The following is a 16862-nucleotide window of genomic DNA, read 5'->3' as shown; positions in this document are numbered from 1 at the left end:
CATGCGGGCGAAAACGCAGGCGCGCCTCGTCGTTTACGGACTGCTGCTGGCGCTGGCATTCTGGAGCATCGCCATCGAGCCGGGTTGGGTGCAGCAGCGCGACCTGACGCTGGCTGCTGATATGCCGGAGCGGGCGCTTACCATCGCTGTTGCCAGCGACCTGCACGTCGGTGCGCCGCACGTCGGGCGTGAAGCCTTGCGCCGTCTGGTCGACCGGGTCAATGCCGCGCAGCCCGACCTGATCCTGCTCCCCGGCGATTTCATCATCCGTGGTGTGATCGGCGGAGAAACCGTGCTGCCGGAAGCCATCGCCGCCGATCTGGCCACCTTGCGCGCCCCGCTCGGTGTCTATGCCACGCTCGGCAATCACGACTGGGGATTCGACGGCCCGCGCGTGCGCAGTGCCCTGGAAAGCGCCGGCATCCGCGTGCTCGAAAACGAAGCCGTGGCGCTGTCCGGCACTGCGCTCTGGCTGGTCGGTATCGGCGATGACATGACCGATCATGCCCAGGTGCAAACCGCTTTTGCCGGCGTGCCGGCCGGTACGAAAACCATCGCCATGCTGCACGACCCGGCCAACGCGCCCGAACTGCCACCCTCGGCATTGGTCGCCTTCGCCGGCCATACGCATGGCGGTCAGGTTCGTTTGCCCTTCATCGGCGCCCTGATCGTTCCCGGACGCGCGCCGCGGGCGCATGCCTACGGCTGGATTCCTGACGTGCCGGTGCCGACCTGGGTCAGTTCCGGTATCGGCACCAGCATTCTTCCCATTCGCTCCAACTGTCCGCCGGAATTCGTCGTGCTGCGTCTTGGCGGTAAGGAGATTTCATGAAAAGCCTGTGCGTCTTTTGCGGCTCGAACGCCGGACACAATCCACTTTACCGCGCCGAAGCCGAAAAATTGGGTGCTTTGCTCGCCGCACGCGGCATCCAGCTCGTTTATGGCGGCGGTAACGTCGGCCTGATGGGGGTGGTGGCCGATGCCTGTCTGGCGGCGGGTGGCACGGTTATCGGCGTCATCCCGCAGGCGCTGATGGGCAAGGAGGTGGCCGGGCGACCCGTCGATCACCGGGCGTTGACGCGGCTGGAAGTGGTCGATTCGATGCACACCCGCAAGGCGCGCATGGCCGAACTGGCCGACGGTTTCATCGCCCTGCCGGGCGGTTTCGGCACTTTCGAGGAATTCTGCGAGATTTTGACCTGGGGGCAGTTGGGGTTTCATGCAAAACCGATGGGATTGCTCAACGTCGATGGTTTTTACGATCCGCTGCTGGCGATGTTCGAGCGCGCGGTGCAGGACGGTTTCTTGCGCGAACCGAATCGCGCCATGGCCTTGCATGCCGATGCTATTGAGGATTTGCTCGCCCGGATGGCGGCCTACCGCGCCGAACCGGTCAGCAAGTGGCTGAAAGAGGAGCGGCAGTTATGAAGGTGTTTTAGACGAAGATAAGCGCAGATGGGTGCTGATTCCTGTTGTTTATCAACACACACCGGCGTAATCCCTGTCGAAAATTGGTTTTAAGGCATTCAAAAAAACAAGCGAGGAGACATGAGTACATTAAAAAGCCAGTTGAATCCGCGGAGCGCGGATTTTCAAGCCAACGCCAGCGCCATGCGGGCTGTGGTCGAGGATTTGCAGACCAAGGTCGAGAAAATCGCCCTCGGCGGCCCGGAAAGTGCGCGGCAGAAGCACTTGGCGCGCGGCAAATTGCTGCCGCGCGAGCGGGTCGGCGGCCTGCTCGATCCGGGTACGCCGTTTCTCGAAATCGGGCAGTTCGCTGCCTACGACATGTATGGCGGCGATGTGCCGGCGGCCTCGGTGATCGCCGGCATCGGCCGGGTGCAGGGCGCCGAGTGCATGATCGTGGCCAATGATGCGACGGTGAAAGGCGGCACCTACTACCCGCTGACCGTAAAAAAACACCTGCGGGCGCAGGAAATCGCGCTCGAAAACCGTCTGCCCTGTATCTATCTGGTCGATTCCGGCGGCGCTTTCCTGCCTTTGCAGGATGAGGTTTTTCCGGACAAGGAGCACTTCGGGCGCATCTTCTTCAACCAGGCCAACCTGTCGGCACAGGGCATTCCGCAAATCGCCGCCGTCATGGGTTCGTGCACGGCGGGCGGCGCGTACGTGCCGGCCATGTGCGATGAATCCATCATCGTCAAGAACCAGGGCACCATTTTCCTCGGCGGCCCGCCGCTGGTGAAGGCCGCGACCGGCGAAGTGGTGACGGCGGAAGACCTGGGCGGGGCCGACGTGCACACGCGCATTTCCGGCGTGGCGGATCATCTGGCAGAAAACGACGCACACGCGCTGGCGATTGCCCGGCGCATCGTCAAGAACCTCAACTGGCAGAAACAACCGCCGGTTTCGCTGACGCCGCCGGCAGAACCGCTGTACGCCGCCGAAGAACTGTACGGTGTGATTCCCGCCGATGCGAAAAAACCGTTCGACGTGCGCGAAATCATCGCCCGCCTGGTCGATGGCTCGGATTTCGACGAATTCAAAGCCCGTTACGGCAACACGCTGGTGTGCGGTTTTGCCCGCATCTGGGGCTATCCGGTCGGCATTGTCGCCAATAACGGCATTCTTTTCTCCGAATCGGCACAAAAAGGCGCGCACTTCATCGAACTGTGCGCCCAGCGCGGCATTCCGCTCGTCTTTTTGCAGAACATCACCGGCTTCATGGTCGGGCGCAAGTACGAAAACGGCGGCATCGCCCGCGACGGCGCGAAGATGGTGACGGCAGTGGCGACGGCCAAAGTGCCGAAATTCACCGTCGTCATCGGCGGCAGTTTTGGTGCCGGCAACTACGGCATGTGCGGCCGCGCCTACAGCCCGCGCTTTCTGTGGATGTGGCCGAACGCCCGCATTTCGGTGATGGGCGGCGAGCAGGCTGCCGGCGTGCTGGCCACCGTCAAACGCGACGGCATCGAAGCCAAGGGCGACACGTGGTCAGCAGAGGAAGAAGCCGCCTTCAAAGCGCCCATCCGCGAACAATACGAAACCCAGGGCCACCCCTACTACGCCTCGGCGCGGCTGTGGGATGACGGCATCATCGACCCGGCCGACACGCGCCGCGTGCTCGGGCTGGGGCTGTCGGCGGCGATGAATGCGCCGGCGCAGGAGACGAAATTTGGGGTGTTTCGGATGTGAGGGCGGGACGGTGTCTTGCTTAGCTAGCACTGGGTTCCGCGCTGCGGCGCGGGCGTACTTTCTTTTGCTTCGCCAAAAGAAAGTAGCCAAAGAAAAGGCGACCCCGGTTCGGTGGCCCCTGCGGGGCTTCCCTGCGCTACTCGGTCTTGGCGGGGGCGGCGCAAACTCGGGGCTGCGCCCCTCAAACATGCTTGCCCTTTATCCGCCAAGCCCTGCGTTGCTCGGCACCTCTCAAGGGGGAAGGGAAAACCTGCCGGGTTTGGGCGGCAGCCGGGAATTCCGGCTCTTTTCCGGCATGGCAAAGCCACTTTTTCTTTCCAGTTCGTCGTCGTGCCTGATCTTAGGGCTGGCGCTCGATTCCGGGATGGTTTTCCACCCCCCATGCGCCGCGCCGAGCAACGCAGCGGGGCCGGGGGCAGTCGGCTGGCTATGTTTGAGCCGCATAGCGGCGAGTTTAGCCAGCCGCCCGGCCTCGCGAGTAGCGCAGGGAAGTCGGCGCAGCCGACCGCAAAGCCTGGGGTGCCCTTTTCTTTGGCTACTTTCTTTTGGGCAAGCAAAAGAAAGTATGCCCGCGCCGCAGCGCGGAAAACAGCGGCAACATAAGCAATAACGCCCGAAAAGCAGCCCTTCGCAGCCCCTTCACCACTAACAGATAACACACAAAACACAGGAGACAAAAACATGCATTACCAAACCATAGAAATCGAGCGAACCGGTCCGCTCGCCACGCTCTGGATGAACCGTCCCGAGCGCCACAATGCCTTCGACGAAACCCTGATCGCCGAACTCACCGCCGCCTGCGCTGCGCTCGATGCCGATCAGGCAATCCGTGTCGTCATCCTCGCCGGTCGCGGCAAGAGTTTTTCCGCTGGGGCCGATCTGAACTGGATGCAACGTGCCGCTGGCAACAGCATCGACGAAAACCAGAACGATGCCCGCGCCCTTGCCCGCATGCTGCGCACTTTGGCCGAAATGAAGAAACCGACCATCGCCCGCGTTCACGGCGCGGCGCTGGGCGGCGGCATGGGGCTGGCGGCGGCCTGCGACATTGCCGTCGCTTCGTCCCAGGCGGTGTTCGCCACTTCCGAGGTCAGGTTCGGCATCATTCCCTCGGCCATTTCCCCCTACCTGCTGCGCGCCATCGGGGCACGACAGGCGGCGCGTTACTTTCAGTCCGCTGAACGCATCGACGCGGCCCGCGCCTATGAAATCGGCCTTGTCCATGAGGCGGTCGCGCCGGAAATGCTCGATGTCAAGGTGCAGGAAATCGCCGCCAGCCTGCTGCAAGGCGGCCCGCTCGCCCAGGCGGCGGCCAAAGACCTGATCCGCGCTGTCGACCACCAGCCGCTCAACGACACCCTGGTCGAGGAAACCGCCCACCGCATCGCCCACCTGCGAGCCACGTCAGAAGCCCGCGAAGGCATCACCGCCTTCCTCGAAAAACGTTCGCCCGCCTGGGCGACATCTTGAATTGAACGCGGATTTTTCGGATTGCACAGATGAACGCGGATAGAAAGCTTCCTGAAGGCGAATTGACCGAACGCATCATCGGCGTGTTCTTTGCCGTGTACAACGAACTGGGTTATGGCTTCCTCGAAACCGTTTACGAAAACGCCATGTGCCATGCCTTGCGTGAAAGCGGGATCGAAGTCAGTCGCCAAGTGCCTTTCGCCGTTGAATTTCATGGACATATCGTGGGTGACTACCGCGCTGACCTGATCGCCGATCAGCGCGTCATTCTCGAAATCAAGGCCATTCCGGCTCTGGGTCAGGCGCAGGAAGCACAGCTTCTGAATTATCTGAAAGTCTCGCAAATCGAAGTTGGTTTGCTGCTCAATTTTGGCCCAAAAGCTGAATTCAAACGCAAGGTGCTCTCCGCAAAAAATCCGCGTTCATCCGCGATATCCGCTTAATCTGCGTTAAAGGACTTGACCATGTTTACCAAAATCCTCATTGCCAACCGTGGCGAAATTGCTTGCCGCGTTATCAAGACCGCCCGTCGCATGGGCATCCGCACGGTTGCCGTGTATTCCGAAGCTGACGCCAATGCGCGCCATGTGCGGCTGGCCGACGAGGCCGTTTTGCTTGGCCCAGCGGCGGCGCGGGAATCTTATCTGGTGGCTGAAAAAATCATCGATGCCTGCCAGCGCACCGGGGCGCAGGCGGTGCATCCGGGTTACGGTTTTCTCTCCGAAAATGCCGATTTCGCCGATGCCTTGCACGCTGCCGGGCTGGTTTTCATCGGCCCGCCGGCCTCGGCGATTCGTGCCATGGGTTCCAAATCAGAAGCCAAAAAACTGATGGGTGCGGCGCAGGTGCCGCTGACGCCGGGCTATCACGGCGATGACCAGTCGCCCGCTTTGCTCCACCAGGAAGCCGAAAAAATCGGCTATCCGGTGCTGATCAAGGCCGCGGCGGGCGGCGGCGGCAAGGGCATGCGACTGGTTGAACAAACGGGCGATTTTCTCGAAGCGCTCGCTTCCTGCCAGCGTGAGGCGCGTTCCAGTTTCGGCGACGATCATGTGCTGATCGAAAAATACATCACCAAGCCGCGCCACATCGAAATTCAGGTATTTGCCGATACGCAGGGCCATTGCGTCTACCTGTTCGAGCGCGATTGCTCGGTGCAGCGCCGCCACCAGAAAGTGCTGGAAGAAGCGCCCGCGCCCGGCATGAGCGAAGCGCGCCGGCGTGAAATGGGCGAAGCGGCCGTGGCGGCGGCCAAGGCCGTGGGCTATGTCGGCGCCGGCACGGTGGAATTCATCGCCAATCAGGACGGCAGCTTCTACTTCATGGAGATGAACACCCGCTTGCAGGTCGAGCACCCTGTCACCGAGATGATTACCGGTCAGGATCTGGTGGAATGGCAATTACGCGTCGCCGCCGGCCAGCCGCTGCCGCTGCGTCAGGAACAACTCGAATTGCGCGGCCATGCCCTCGAAGCCCGCATTTATGCCGAGGACGCCAACAAAGGCTTCCTGCCCGCCACCGGCCGCTTGATCCGCTTGCAGCCGCCCAGCGAATCGATCCATGTGCGGGTCGACACCGGGGTGGAAGAGGGCGATGACATCACGCCTTTTTACGATCCGATGATCGCCAAGCTGATCGTCTGGGATGAAAACCGCGACAGCGCCCTGGCCCGTATGCGGCAGGCGTTGGCCGATTACCGGGTGGCCGGGCTGACCACCAATATCGATTTTCTCTCCCGCCTGGTCGCCTGCCCGGCCTTTAGCCGCGCCGATCTCGATACGGGTTTGATCGAACGCCAGCAGGATTTTCTCTTTCCGGCAGCCAGCAGCGTGCCGCGCGATGTGCTGCTCGTGGCGTGCGTCGGGGAGCTATTGTGGGAACAGCACGCCGCCCGCCAGGCCGCGCAACATAGCGGCGACCCGCATTCGCCCTGGCATGCCCGCGATGGCTGGCGGATGAATCTGTGGGGCGCGCGCACCTTGAGTTTCAAGGAAGGCGAGTTGCTGCATGAAGTACGCGTGCGCTATGTGCAGGAGCGCTGGGAAATCACCCTGGCCGGTGAAACCACGCTGGCCAGCGGGCGTAAGCTCGACGGCGATCGTTTTGCCGTGGAACTCGATGATCGCCGCCTGGTGGCATCCGTGGTCGCCGTCGATACGAAACGCACCATTTTCCTTTACGGCAGCACCTATACGCTGCTGCGCGACGACCCGCTGCACCGCGTCGATGCCGGCGACAGCGCCGGCGGCGGCCTGACCGCGCCGATGCCCGGCAAGGTCGTCAGCCTGCTCGCCCAACCCGGCCAGAAGGTTGAGAAAGGCACGCCGCTCTTGATTCTCGAAGCGATGAAAATGGAACACACCATCACCGCCCCCGCCGCCGGCATCCTCAAAGCCTTCTGCTACGCCGCCGGCGAACAGGTGGCCGACGGCGCGGCGCTGGTGGAATTTGAGCAATCTTGACAACTTGACAAGATGCCAATGCTTGCCGAGAATGGCTCTATCAACATCGCGGAGAAACATCGCATGCACACCATACAAGTCGGTGAATTCAAAGCGCGCTTTTCCGAAATGATCGACTCGGTGCGCGCCGGGGAAACCATCGTCGTGGCTTACGGGCGCAATCAAGAGAAGGTCGCGGCGCTGATTCCTTACGACCAGCTCCCGGCGCGTCAGCCCCGTCGGCTTGGCCTCTTTGCTGGCCGGGCCGGCGTCAGTTTTGCCGATGATTTTGCCATCACCGACGACGAACTGCTCGGCGCATGAAACTGCTTCTCGACACCCATGCGCTGCTCTGGGCCATCATCGACCCCGATAAACTCTCGCCGAGCGCCCGTGCCGCCATCACTGATCCGGCAGCGCAAGTGGCGGCAAGCGCCGTTTCCTTCTGGGAGATTTCAATCAAGACCACTCTGGGAAAATTGCAGTTGACGGGCGTATCGCCCGAAGAACTGGTCGATGCCGCCCAGCAACAAGGTTTCGATCTCTTGCCGCTTGATGCCCGCCTGGCCGCCAGTTTCTCGCGTTTGCCCGCCGATCCCCGGCACCGTGATCCCTTCGACCGCCTGCTGACCTGGCAGGCGATTTCGCTGGGCTATACGCTGGTCAGTCGGGATCGAAAAATCTCCGAGAGTCAGGCGGCGGGTTTGCGTACCCTTTGGTAAATCCGAAAAATTACAGGATGTTTCAATGGCGCTTTCACAAATGCAGCTCATACAGTCACTTGGCGAGGCCATGTCCTGGTTTGAAAGAGAGCTTGGCTGGGGTGTAAAGCCGACGGAAATGCCCCATCTATGCGGTCGCATCGGAGAACTCTATGTGGCCTTGATCACCAATGGCCAAATGGCACCGGAGGTTAACCAACGCGGTTACGACGTGGTCAGTGCCCAGGGGGAACGAATTTCCGTGAAAACCACAGCAAGAAGCGGTTTCAGTAATTTCCAAGTTTTTTTCACTGGCAGTTCTCTCGAATTCGTTGATCGTGTCATCGTGCTCTGGATGAATACCGAAGAAATGCAAATCGAAATATTGCTTGATGCCCAAAAAACTGACGTACTCCCTCTGCTTTCTCCGGTTGGCAAGGGTAAACTTCGGCTGGGTTTGAGCAAAAACCGCAACAAGTCCGCTGCTTTGAGGCAAGCGGATATTCCCTCAGTGAACGAAGTACGGTTTAAGGGCTACACCGTCCGTGAATTGGAAAGTGGAACCATTGAGGTTGAACACAACGGAAACCCGGTGCAGCCTGTCAAACCCTGCTTGCGCGATATTGCCGGGCTTCTGAATGTCGGTTTGCTCAACAGCAAGGGCAATGCTTTCAATACCCGGCAACTTGGCACGCAAATCATTCAATCGATCCTTCAACTGAACGCCAGTCAGATACTGGAAAATAGAAAGTAGAAAGCGACTGCCATGGACTTTCCCGCCCACGTCAAAATCGTCGAAGTCGGCCCGCGCGACGGTTTACAGAATGAAAAGCAGCCCGTGCCCACCGCAATCAAGATCGCGTTGATCGAGAAACTGGCGGCGGCGGGGCTGGGGATCATCGAATCGACCTCCTTCGTCTCCCCCAAATGGGTGCCGCAGATGGGTGATAACGCGGCGGTTCTGGCCGGTATCCAGCGCCGGCCGGGCGTGACTTACGCGGCGCTGACGCCGAATCTGCAAGGGCTGGAAGCCGCGCTTGCCGCACAGGCCGATGAAGTGGCGATTTTCGGGGCAGCATCCGAAGCGTTTTCGCAGAAAAACATCAACTGCTCGATCGCCGAGAGCCTCAAGCGTTTCGAGCCGGTAATGGCGAAAGCAGCCGAGGCGGGTATCCGCGTGCGGGGCTATGTCTCCTGCGTGGTGGCCTGCCCCTACGCCGGGCCGATCGCGCCGCAACAGGTGGCAGCGGTGGCCAAGGCGCTGTCCGATATGGGTTGCTATGAAATTTCGCTCGGCGACACCATCGGCACCGGCACACCGGCCAGCGTCAGGCGCATGCTCGACGCCTGCGCCCGGGCGCTGCCGCTGGCAAAGCTGGCCGGACATTATCACGACACCTACGGCATGGCGATTGCCAACATCTACGCTTCCCTGCAGATGGGCCTGGCAACGTTCGATGCCTCGGTGGCCGGCCTGGGCGGCTGCCCATATGCCAAGGGGGCCTCTGGCAATGTGGCGACGGAAGATGTGGTTTATCTGCTGGATGGCTTGGGCATTGAAACCGGGATCGATCTGCAAAAACTGGCGGCCACCGGGGCATGGATTTCCCAGGCGATTCAGCGCCCCAACGGCGCCAAGGCGGGGCAGGCCTGTTGTGCGAGTGTCTGCGTGTGAGTTTTTTTGCGCAGCTTGCCGAGTTGTTCAAATCGCCTGCACCGCCGGACCCGGCGGTGCAGGCAGCATTCGCACAGGTGGTGCAGTGGGTGGATCCGCTGGTGCGCGCCGCCCCGCACTTGGAAAAACATTTGTTCGATGCCGTCGAGCACGCCTTGGGCTATTGCCAGGATATCGTCAGCGCCTTACCCGGGCCGCTCGCGGTCAATCGCCAGAGTTTCAGCCAGGACCCGTTGATTCATGCCCTCTTTGCTACGCCGAGCGATATCCAAGAGATGCTCGGGCGCAGTGAAGCCGTGCGGGATTTTCTTGAGCGGGTAGACAGTTGGCAGGAACCCGAGTTTTATGCGCTTTTGGCTGCCCGCCGACAGCAGAAAAAACAATTCGGCATGGCGCAGCAAGGCGACATCATCCGTAACGACGTGCCGCAAAACGTCTTGTATTTTTCCGATCAAACCTTGGTCGAGCCTCATTGTGACCTGGTGCAAACGCGCGAACGTCTGCGCTGCCGGGCCTTGGAAAGTTTGCTGCGAACTTTCAATGAGCATATCGAGCAGCTGCGCCAGGACCGCGAAAGTCTGCGCACCGATATTTCCGTAGAAAATGCCCTGCTCCAGATGCAAAAATCGCGCGCCCATTTTTCGCCGGAGGACGGTTATGCCCGCCACCTCGACGAACTGACGCAGCGCTTGCGCGAAAACGGCGCTTTGCTGGCCCCGGAAAATCTGGTCGAACAGCTGGCCGATTTTTTGCGCCGGCCAGAAAGCGCCTTGCACCTGACGCCGGTGAGCTATTGCATTAACCGCCTGGGTATCATCCAAACCCCGGAGAGCGCCGAGTTGGACGCGCAGCAGATCCATTTTTCTGAATTTTCCACCCGCGACCGCCGCCAGCATCTCGCCGCCCTGGTACGCATTTCCCGCGCCGAAGCACAACAGGCGGTGGATGCTGCACGACAGCACAACATTCGGCGGATATTGATCTGATGAACGAGCCCGCCTCCCCCTGCCGTAACCGCTGCCAAATGGATGCGGCAAGCGGCCTATGCACGGGCTGCGCGCGCAGCCTGGATGAAATCGCCAACTGGAGCCGGCTCGATGCGCCAGCCAAACGCGCGGTGCTCGCCCAGTTGCCACAGCGCCAGCAAAAACCACCCCCCAAACAGGAAAACATAAAAATGAATACAACGACAACGCCCCCCGCCACGCCCGTTTATGTTTGCATCGGCATTTGCACGACGGACCCGGAAAGCGGTTACTGCATAGGTTGCGGCCGTCCGCCAGAAACCAGTCCGCCGCTTGAAGCCGTCACGCAAAACCAGCCTTCAAATGCGGGTGAGGCATGAGTTTTCGCCTTCCTTCCAGCATGCAGGTGCTGGAGCGCGGCTGGTTGTCCGCCAATAACATCCTGTTTTTTGAAGGGGAGCGCGCCAGCCTGATCGATAGCGGCTACCACAGCCATGTCGGGCAAACCTTGGCCTTATTGCACCACGCGCTTGCGGGACGCCGTCTCGAACGGCTCTACATCACGCACGCCCACTCCGATCACATGGGGGGCAACCCCGCCGTGCAGGCGGCCTATGGCTGTCAGATCCACATTCCCGCCGGTTCCGCTGAGGCCGTGGCGCGCTGGGATGAAGACGCGCTTTTGCTCGCCCCTCTCGGACAAAGTGCGCCGCGTTACCAATACGACCATCTGATTCAGGCCGGCGAGGCCTTCGAACTGGGCGGTCTCTGCTGGCAAGCACAGGCTGCGCCCGGCCACGACATGCATGCCCTGGTCTATTACAACCCGGAAAAACGCCTGCTCATTTCTGGCGATGCCTTGTGGGAGAACGGTTTCGGTCTGGTTTTTCCCGATTTACTGGGACAACCGGGCGGATTGGATGCGGCGCGGCAAACCCTGGAACATCTGGGCCGTTTGGCGATCGATTGTGTGATTCCCGGGCACGGCGTGCCATTCGTTGCGGTTGATGAGGCTTTGGCGCGGGCGCATCAACGTCTCGCGGGTTTCATCGACAACAGCGAAAAATTCGCCTGGAACGCGACCAAGGTGCTGGTGGCTTTTGTTTTGCAGGATAAACAGCGCCTGCCCAGCGCAGATTTCCCGGCTTTCGTGCATGCCATTCCGCTCATTTGGTCAATGAATGAACGTTTCCTCGGCCTGGAAGAAAATCAGCTGATCCGCCGCGTGTACGAAGACCTTGAACGCAGCGGGGCGCTCTACCGGGACGGGGATTTTATCTACAGTCAGTGAGCCAGAAAACGGCGCACCAAGGCGCTCCAGTAGCGGATACCCAGAGGAAGCAGGGCATCGTTGAAATCGTAGTGCGGATTGTGCAAGGTGCAACCGCCGCTGCCCGGGCCGTTACCCAGCCAGACGTAGCAGCCGGGTTTTTCGCGCAGCATATAGGCAAAATCCTCCGCCCCCATGGAGGGCAATTCGTCTGACAACAGGTGTGCGGCACCGAAAACCTCGGCGGCGACTTCCTGACACAGACGCGCCTCGGCACTGCTGTTGACGGTGGGCGGGTAGCGATGATCAAAGCGCACGCTGATCTGCGCGCCATGGGCGGCGGCAATGCCCTGGCACAGTGTTTCAATGGCAGCTTCGACGCTGGCTTGCACCTCGGCTTTGAAGCTACGCAGGGTGCCGCGTAATACCACGCTTTCGGGGATGATGTTCCAGGCTTCGCCGGCGTGAATCTGCGTCACGCTGACGACGGCCGCCTCGCACGGATGCAGCTTGCGGCTGACGACAGTTTGCAGGGCTTGCACCAGTTGCGCTGCCGTAACAATGGCATCCACGCCTTGATGCGGCATGGCGGCATGGCAACCGTGGCCGCGCACTTCGATTTCAAAGGCACAGGTGCCAGCCATCACCGGCCCTGGCATCACGACCATTTGACCCACCGGAATACCCGGCCAGTTATGCAGGCCAAACACGGCCTCTACCGGGAATTGCTCGAACAAACCTTCTTCTATCATCACCGCCGCCCCGCCCTCGCCTTCTTCGGCAGGCTGGAAGATGAAAACCACTGTGCCGTCGAAATCGGGCTGTTCTGCAAGGTGGCGGGCGGCACCCAAGAGAATCGCCGTATGCCCGTCATGGCCGCAGGCATGCATTTTGCCCGGGTATTTGGAGCGATGCGGGAAGCTGTTGTTTTCCACCAGCGGCAACGCGTCCATATCGGCGCGCAGACCAATCATGCGCGGCGAATTCCCGGCTTTGAGCACGCCTACCACGCCAGTTTTCGCCAGGCCGCGATGCACTTCCAGGCCGTAGCGTTCCAGTTCGCGCGCCACGATGTCGGCGGTGCGCGTCTCCGCAAACGCCAGCTCCGGATGCGCGTGCAAATCCTGGCGCAGCGCTGTCAGTTCGGCGATGAATGGATAATTTTTATCGGACATGGCAATCTCCTGAGGGCTTACATCAGCACGATGTCGTACTGTTCCGGGGCGTAGCTGGTTTCGGCTTGCAGCGATACGGTTTTGCCGATGAAATCGCAGAGCATGGCCAGCGATTGGGATTCTTCGTCGAGAAAGAGATCGATCACGGCGGGGCCGGCCAGCACGCGGTATTCGCGGGCGTTGAATTGGCGGGCTTCGCGCAAAAGCTCGCGCAAGATGTCGTAGGCCACGGTGCGCGCAGTTTTCACTTCGCCGCGCCCTTCGCAGGTCGGGCAAGGCTCACAGAGCACATGGGCGAGCGATTCACGGGTGCGTTTGCGCGTCATTTCGACCAGGCCGAGATGGGTGAAACCATTGACCGAAAGGCGGGTGTGGTCACTCGCCAGAGCCTTGTTGAATTCTTCCAGCACGGCGGCCTTGTGGTCTTCATTTTCCATGTCGATGAAATCGACGATGATGATGCCGCCCAGGTTGCGCAAGCGCAGCTGGCGGGCAATGGTGAGGGCGGCTTCGAGATTGGTCTTGAAAATGGTGTCGTCAAAATTGCGCACGCCGACGAAACCGCCGGTGTTGACGTCTACCGTGGTCATTGCCTCGGTCTGGTCAAAAATCAGATAGCCGCCCGATTTCAGATCGACACGCCGCGCCAGCGCCTTCTGAATTTCATCTTCCACCCCGTGCAAATCAAAAAGCGTGCGCTGGCCGGTGTAGTGTTCGAGCAGGGGCTGCACGGCGGGCGTGTATTGCTGCGCAAAAACAGCCAGTTTCTGGAAGTTTTCCCGTGAATCGATGCTGATCCGCGCCGTTTCTGGATTGACGAAATCGCGCAGGACGCGCTGACCCAGCGAAAGCTCCTGGTACAGCAGATGGGGCGGCGCGCTGATGCGGGCTTTTTCGCGAATGTCGGCGCAAGTTTTGCGCAGGTAAGCGATATCGGTGGAAAACTCCGCGTCATTGGCGTTTTCGGCGCTGGTGCGCACGATATAGCCGCCCTGTTCGTCTTCCGGCATGAGCCGGTTGATCCGCTCACGCAGGAGTTCGCGCTCACTTTCTGACTCGATCCGCTGCGAAATGCCGATGTGTTTTTCTTGCGGCAGATAGACGAGCATGCGTCCAGCAATGGAAATCTGCGTCGACAGGCGCGCGCCCTTGCTGCCCATGGGATCTTTGATGACTTGCACGACCAGACTTTGACCTTCGTGCAGAATTTTTTCGATCTGCCGTTCAATCGTCCCGTCGCGCGCCTGCCAGATGTCGGCCACATGCAAAAAAGCGGTGCGCTCCAGACCGACGTCGATAAAAGCCGACTGCATACCCGGCAAAATACGCACGATGCGCCCGAGATAGACGTTGCCCACCAGACCACGGCTGGCGGTGCGTTCGATGTGCAACTCCTGCACCACGCCTTGTTGCAGCACGGCGACGCGGGTTTCCTGGGGGGTGAAATTGATGAGGATTTCTTCGCTCATGGGGCTCGTGACGATAAAATTCGTGATTTTTCAGGATTTTACTATGTCCAAGGCACCGGAACTCCTCGCCCCCGCAGGTTCGCTCGCCATGATGCGCACGGCCTTTGCCTTCGGTGCTGATGCCATTTACGCCGGCCAACCGCGTTACAGTCTGCGCGTACGCAATAACGAATTCGGCGATTTGGCCACTCTGGGCGGCGCGATTGCCGAAGCGCAAGGGCTGGGCAAGCAGTTTTTCGTGGTCAGCAACATTTTTCCGCATAACGCCAAGCTGAAAACCTATCTCGACGATATGGCACCGGTGGTGGCCTTGCGCCCGAATGCACTCATCATGTCCGACCCCGGTCTGATCGATCTGGTGCGCAATCGCTGGCCGGAGCAGACCATTCATTTATCGGTGCAGGCCAATACGGTGAATTGGGCGGCGGTGTGCTTTTGGCAGAAAATGGGCGTGGCGCGGGTGATTTTGTCGCGCGAATTGTCGCTCGACGAAGTGGCAGAAATTCGTCAGGAATGCCCGGACATCGAGTTGGAAGTCTTCGTGCATGGCGCGCTGTGCATCGCCTATTCTGGCCGCTGTCTGCTGTCTGGCTACTTCAATCACCGCGACCCCAATCAGGGCACCTGCACCAATTCCTGCCGTTGGGACTACAAGCTGAGCACTTCGGAGGGGCAGCCGGCGGGGCAGGCGATTAATTTCTACAGCTCGCCGGAACAGGAAATCCTCCTCGAAGAACGCGAACGCCCCGGCGAGCTGATGCCCATAGAAGAAGACGAACACGGCACTTACATCATGAATTCCAAGGATTTGCGGGCCATTGAACATGTCGAGCGGCTGGTGGCGATCGGCGTGGATTCCTTGAAAATCGAGGGGCGCACAAAAAGCCCGTATTACGTGGCGCGCACCAGCCAGGCCTATCGTCGCGCTATCGACGATGCCGTGGCCGGCCGGCCGTTTCGCGCACAGCTTTTGGGGGAATTGGAAAATCTCGCCAACCGTGGCTATACCGACGGCTTTTATCAGCGCCACCACGACGCCGATTATCAAAATTATCTGCGCGGCCATTCCGAATCGAACAAAAGCCAGTATGTCGGCGACGCCGTGGCCTACGATGCGGTGCGCGGCCTGATGGAAATCGTCGTCAAGAATCGTTTTGCCGTCGGCGACACGCTCGAATGCGTGCTGCCCGGCGGCAATTTTCCCTGCCGCATCGAGCGCATGGAAAACGCCGAAGGCGAAGCCATTTCACTCGCGCCGGGCAGCGGGCATCGCGTCTGGCTGGCGCTGCCGGAGACGGCTTTGGGGGCCTTTGTGGCGCGCCTATTCTGAGGGCGCGGGATGAGCTGAGCGGCGGGCGGCAAGAAACAAATCGCTACAAAAATTTTTTTGTGCGCCGCAACAGAGGATTTTAGAATAGCTTTTTTACCTCTTCAGCATTCATCTTGCACCCCGCAAACTCCGCCCGCATGCCCTTGATCGACGCCTTGAAGGCGCTCGCGTCACAACTCGTTTTTTTGCATCATCTGGCTTTTTATGGGCCTTTGGGCGCGGCAATGGCGCTGGAGTTTCCTGAAGTTTCGGCCTGGCTGATCGACTATGCACGCATGGCGGTGCAGGTTTTCCTGGTCGTAGGTGGCTTTCTTGCGGCGCGTAGCCTGGCACCGGCAGGGCAGTTTGTCGCCGCCCATCCCTTTGCCTTGATTGCTCGGCGTTATCTGCGCCTGGTCTGGCCGTTTGCGGTGGCCATCAGCCTTGCTGTGGTGGCCTCGGCCTTGGCCGATCAATGGCTGGACGACCCGGCGATTCCGGAGCGGGCGCGTCTCGGGCAATGGCTGGCGCATGTCACCCTGGCACACGGGGTGTTGGGGGCGGATTCCTTGTCGGCCGGGGTATGGTATGTGGCGATCGATTTTCAGCTGTTTGCCCTGTTTGCCCTTTTGCTTTGCTTAGGGCAAAAACCGTGGGGGGCGCTCCTGGTTTTAGCGCTGACCCTGCTTTCCTTGTTTTACTTCAACTGCGATCCGGCGCTGGATAACTGGGCGCTGTATTTCTTTGGCGCTTACGGCCTGGGGGCGGCAGCCTGGTGGGCGTCCGCGCCGGGGCGCTTGCGGCTGTGGCTGGGGCTGTTGCTGTGCGTGGGTTGCGCGGCACTGGTCGAAGAGTTTCGTCCGCGCCTTCTGCTCGCCTTGACGGTGGCTTTACTGCTGGCCGCCAGCCGCCGCCAAGGTTTGCTCTACCACTGGCCGCAGTGGCGGATCAGTGCTTTCTTTGGGCGTATTTCTTATAGCGTGTTTCTCGTGCATTTTCCGGTGCTGTTGCTGATCAACGCGCTGTTCGCCCACAGCCCCGACGGCGATGCCGCCGCGCTGCTCTGGTGGGTGGCGGTGAGCTGGGCTGGCGCGGTATTGGCGGGAATGGCGTTTTATCGCTACATCGAGCAGCCCGGCATGCATTGGCAGATGCCGGCCTTGCGCTTGAACAGCCGCTGGCGTTTATTGCGCCGACGGCTGTTTTGAGGTTTGGGCGATCATGTCACACA

The 16862-nt window shown here is 60.4% G+C and carries 17 protein-coding genes; 15 read left to right on the top strand and 2 right to left on the bottom strand.

Annotation, left to right across the window (positions count from 1 at the left end; genetic code table 11):
* The first annotated feature begins 1 nt into the window (after position 1).
* The 13 genes from ACM62Q_RS00720 (at position 2) to ACM62Q_RS00660 (ending at position 11699) form a co-directional block, all read left to right on the top strand.
* A complete protein-coding gene (locus tag ACM62Q_RS00720; protein WP_415033055.1) occupies positions 2-832 on the top strand; it encodes a metallophosphoesterase in 831 nt (276 codons plus the stop codon).
* Positions 829-1428 carry a TIGR00730 family Rossman fold protein gene (locus ACM62Q_RS00715; RefSeq protein WP_415033054.1) on the top strand — a complete coding sequence of 200 codons (600 nt, stop codon included), beginning with the start codon at positions 829-831 and terminating at the stop codon, positions 1426-1428. Before ACM62Q_RS00720 ends, ACM62Q_RS00715 begins: the two co-directional genes overlap by 4 nt.
* A 120-nt stretch (positions 1429-1548) precedes the next feature.
* Complete coding sequence (locus ACM62Q_RS00710) at positions 1549-3156, top strand: carboxyl transferase domain-containing protein (protein ID WP_415033053.1); 1608 nt, start codon at positions 1549-1551, stop codon at positions 3154-3156.
* Between the two features lie 681 nt (positions 3157-3837).
* On the top strand, positions 3838-4626 hold the full coding sequence (locus tag ACM62Q_RS00705; protein ID WP_415033052.1) for an enoyl-CoA hydratase/isomerase family protein: 789 nt from the start codon (positions 3838-3840) through the stop codon (positions 4624-4626).
* Between the two features lie 29 nt (positions 4627-4655).
* Positions 4656-5069, top strand: coding sequence for a GxxExxY protein (locus ACM62Q_RS00700; protein ID WP_415033051.1), 414 nt, complete (start codon positions 4656-4658; stop codon positions 5067-5069).
* Positions 5070-5090: 21 nt separating this feature from the next.
* Positions 5091-7088 (top strand): acetyl/propionyl/methylcrotonyl-CoA carboxylase subunit alpha, encoded by a 1998-nt coding sequence (locus ACM62Q_RS00695; protein WP_415033050.1) that lies wholly within the window; start codon positions 5091-5093, stop codon positions 7086-7088.
* 63 nt (positions 7089-7151) lie between these two features.
* Positions 7152-7391 carry a type II toxin-antitoxin system Phd/YefM family antitoxin gene (locus ACM62Q_RS00690; RefSeq protein WP_415033049.1) on the top strand — a complete coding sequence of 80 codons (240 nt, stop codon included), beginning with the start codon at positions 7152-7154 and terminating at the stop codon, positions 7389-7391.
* Positions 7388-7789 (top strand): type II toxin-antitoxin system VapC family toxin, encoded by a 402-nt coding sequence (locus tag ACM62Q_RS00685; protein WP_415033048.1) that lies wholly within the window; start codon positions 7388-7390, stop codon positions 7787-7789. The genes ACM62Q_RS00690 and ACM62Q_RS00685 overlap by 4 nt, the downstream gene beginning before the upstream one ends.
* Before the next feature lie 25 nt (positions 7790-7814).
* Complete coding sequence (locus tag ACM62Q_RS00680) at positions 7815-8522, top strand: DUF6998 domain-containing protein (protein WP_415033047.1); 708 nt, start codon at positions 7815-7817, stop codon at positions 8520-8522.
* 12 nt (positions 8523-8534) lie between these two features.
* Positions 8535-9443: a hydroxymethylglutaryl-CoA lyase gene (locus tag ACM62Q_RS00675; protein ID WP_415033046.1), complete on the top strand. Its 909-nt coding sequence runs from the start codon at positions 8535-8537 to the stop codon at positions 9441-9443.
* Positions 9440-10429 carry a hypothetical protein gene (locus ACM62Q_RS00670; RefSeq protein ID WP_415033045.1) on the top strand — a complete coding sequence of 330 codons (990 nt, stop codon included), beginning with the start codon at positions 9440-9442 and terminating at the stop codon, positions 10427-10429. Before ACM62Q_RS00675 ends, ACM62Q_RS00670 begins: the two co-directional genes overlap by 4 nt.
* Positions 10429-10788 carry a DUF1289 domain-containing protein gene (locus ACM62Q_RS00665; protein WP_415033044.1) on the top strand — a complete coding sequence of 120 codons (360 nt, stop codon included), beginning with the start codon at positions 10429-10431 and terminating at the stop codon, positions 10786-10788. The genes ACM62Q_RS00670 and ACM62Q_RS00665 overlap by 1 nt, the downstream gene beginning before the upstream one ends.
* Complete coding sequence (locus ACM62Q_RS00660; RefSeq protein ID WP_415033043.1) at positions 10785-11699, top strand: MBL fold metallo-hydrolase; 915 nt, start codon at positions 10785-10787, stop codon at positions 11697-11699. Before ACM62Q_RS00665 ends, ACM62Q_RS00660 begins: the two co-directional genes overlap by 4 nt.
* Here the strand turns inward: ACM62Q_RS00660 and ACM62Q_RS00655 are convergent.
* Together ACM62Q_RS00655 and rng are read right to left on the bottom strand one after the other, a co-directional pair.
* Positions 11693-12859, bottom strand: coding sequence for a M20 aminoacylase family protein (locus ACM62Q_RS00655; protein ID WP_415033138.1), 1167 nt, complete (start codon positions 12857-12859; stop codon positions 11693-11695). The two genes, ACM62Q_RS00660 and ACM62Q_RS00655, sit on opposite strands and share 7 nt — an antisense overlap.
* Positions 12860-12870: 11 nt before the next feature.
* The gene (gene rng / locus ACM62Q_RS00650; protein ID WP_415033042.1) at positions 12871-14322 is read right to left on the bottom strand and encodes a ribonuclease G; all 1452 of its coding nucleotides are present in this window, start codon (positions 14320-14322) and stop codon (positions 12871-12873) included.
* 43 nt (positions 14323-14365) lie between these two features.
* Between rng and yegQ the strand changes: the two genes are divergently transcribed.
* Positions 14366-15652 carry a tRNA 5-hydroxyuridine modification protein YegQ gene (gene yegQ, locus ACM62Q_RS00645; RefSeq protein WP_415033041.1) on the top strand — a complete coding sequence of 429 codons (1287 nt, stop codon included), beginning with the start codon at positions 14366-14368 and terminating at the stop codon, positions 15650-15652.
* Between the two features lie 137 nt (positions 15653-15789).
* Positions 15790-16839: an acyltransferase family protein gene (locus ACM62Q_RS00640; protein ID WP_415033040.1), complete on the top strand. Its 1050-nt coding sequence runs from the start codon at positions 15790-15792 to the stop codon at positions 16837-16839.
* Positions 16840-16862: the final 23 nt, after the last annotated feature.

The sequence above is a fragment of the Azonexus sp. genome, assembly GCF_047638095.1.
Lineage (GTDB): Bacteria > Pseudomonadota > Gammaproteobacteria > Burkholderiales > Rhodocyclaceae > Azonexus.
This window is presented reverse-complemented; position numbering and strand designations above follow the sequence as displayed.

What these genes read in the sequence shown, in the direction of transcription:
- ACM62Q_RS00660 (WP_415033043.1), top strand. Translation starts at nt 10,785, where the DNA reads ATGAGTTTTCGCCTTCCTTCCAGCATGCAGGTGCTGGAGCGCGGCTGG.
- ACM62Q_RS00685 (WP_415033048.1), top strand. Translation starts at nt 7,388, where the DNA reads ATGAAACTGCTTCTCGACACCCATGCGCTGCTCTGGGCCATCATCGAC.
- ACM62Q_RS00680 (WP_415033047.1), top strand. Translation starts at nt 7,815, where the DNA reads ATGGCGCTTTCACAAATGCAGCTCATACAGTCACTTGGCGAGGCCATG.
- yegQ (WP_415033041.1), top strand. Translation starts at nt 14,366, where the DNA reads ATGTCCAAGGCACCGGAACTCCTCGCCCCCGCAGGTTCGCTCGCCATG.
- ACM62Q_RS00705 (WP_415033052.1), top strand. Translation starts at nt 3,838, where the DNA reads ATGCATTACCAAACCATAGAAATCGAGCGAACCGGTCCGCTCGCCACG.
- ACM62Q_RS00710 (WP_415033053.1), top strand. Translation starts at nt 1,549, where the DNA reads ATGAGTACATTAAAAAGCCAGTTGAATCCGCGGAGCGCGGATTTTCAA.
- ACM62Q_RS00640 (WP_415033040.1), top strand. Translation starts at nt 15,790, where the DNA reads ATGCCCTTGATCGACGCCTTGAAGGCGCTCGCGTCACAACTCGTTTTT.
- ACM62Q_RS00675 (WP_415033046.1), top strand. Translation starts at nt 8,535, where the DNA reads ATGGACTTTCCCGCCCACGTCAAAATCGTCGAAGTCGGCCCGCGCGAC.
- ACM62Q_RS00665 (WP_415033044.1), top strand. Translation starts at nt 10,429, where the DNA reads ATGAACGAGCCCGCCTCCCCCTGCCGTAACCGCTGCCAAATGGATGCG.
- ACM62Q_RS00700 (WP_415033051.1), top strand. Translation starts at nt 4,656, where the DNA reads ATGAACGCGGATAGAAAGCTTCCTGAAGGCGAATTGACCGAACGCATC.
- ACM62Q_RS00690 (WP_415033049.1), top strand. Translation starts at nt 7,152, where the DNA reads ATGCACACCATACAAGTCGGTGAATTCAAAGCGCGCTTTTCCGAAATG.
- ACM62Q_RS00720 (WP_415033055.1), top strand. Translation starts at nt 2, where the DNA reads ATGCGGGCGAAAACGCAGGCGCGCCTCGTCGTTTACGGACTGCTGCTG.
- rng (WP_415033042.1), bottom strand. Translation starts at nt 14,322, where the DNA reads ATGAGCGAAGAAATCCTCATCAATTTCACCCCCCAGGAAACCCGCGTC.
- ACM62Q_RS00695 (WP_415033050.1), top strand. Translation starts at nt 5,091, where the DNA reads ATGTTTACCAAAATCCTCATTGCCAACCGTGGCGAAATTGCTTGCCGC.
- ACM62Q_RS00715 (WP_415033054.1), top strand. Translation starts at nt 829, where the DNA reads ATGAAAAGCCTGTGCGTCTTTTGCGGCTCGAACGCCGGACACAATCCA.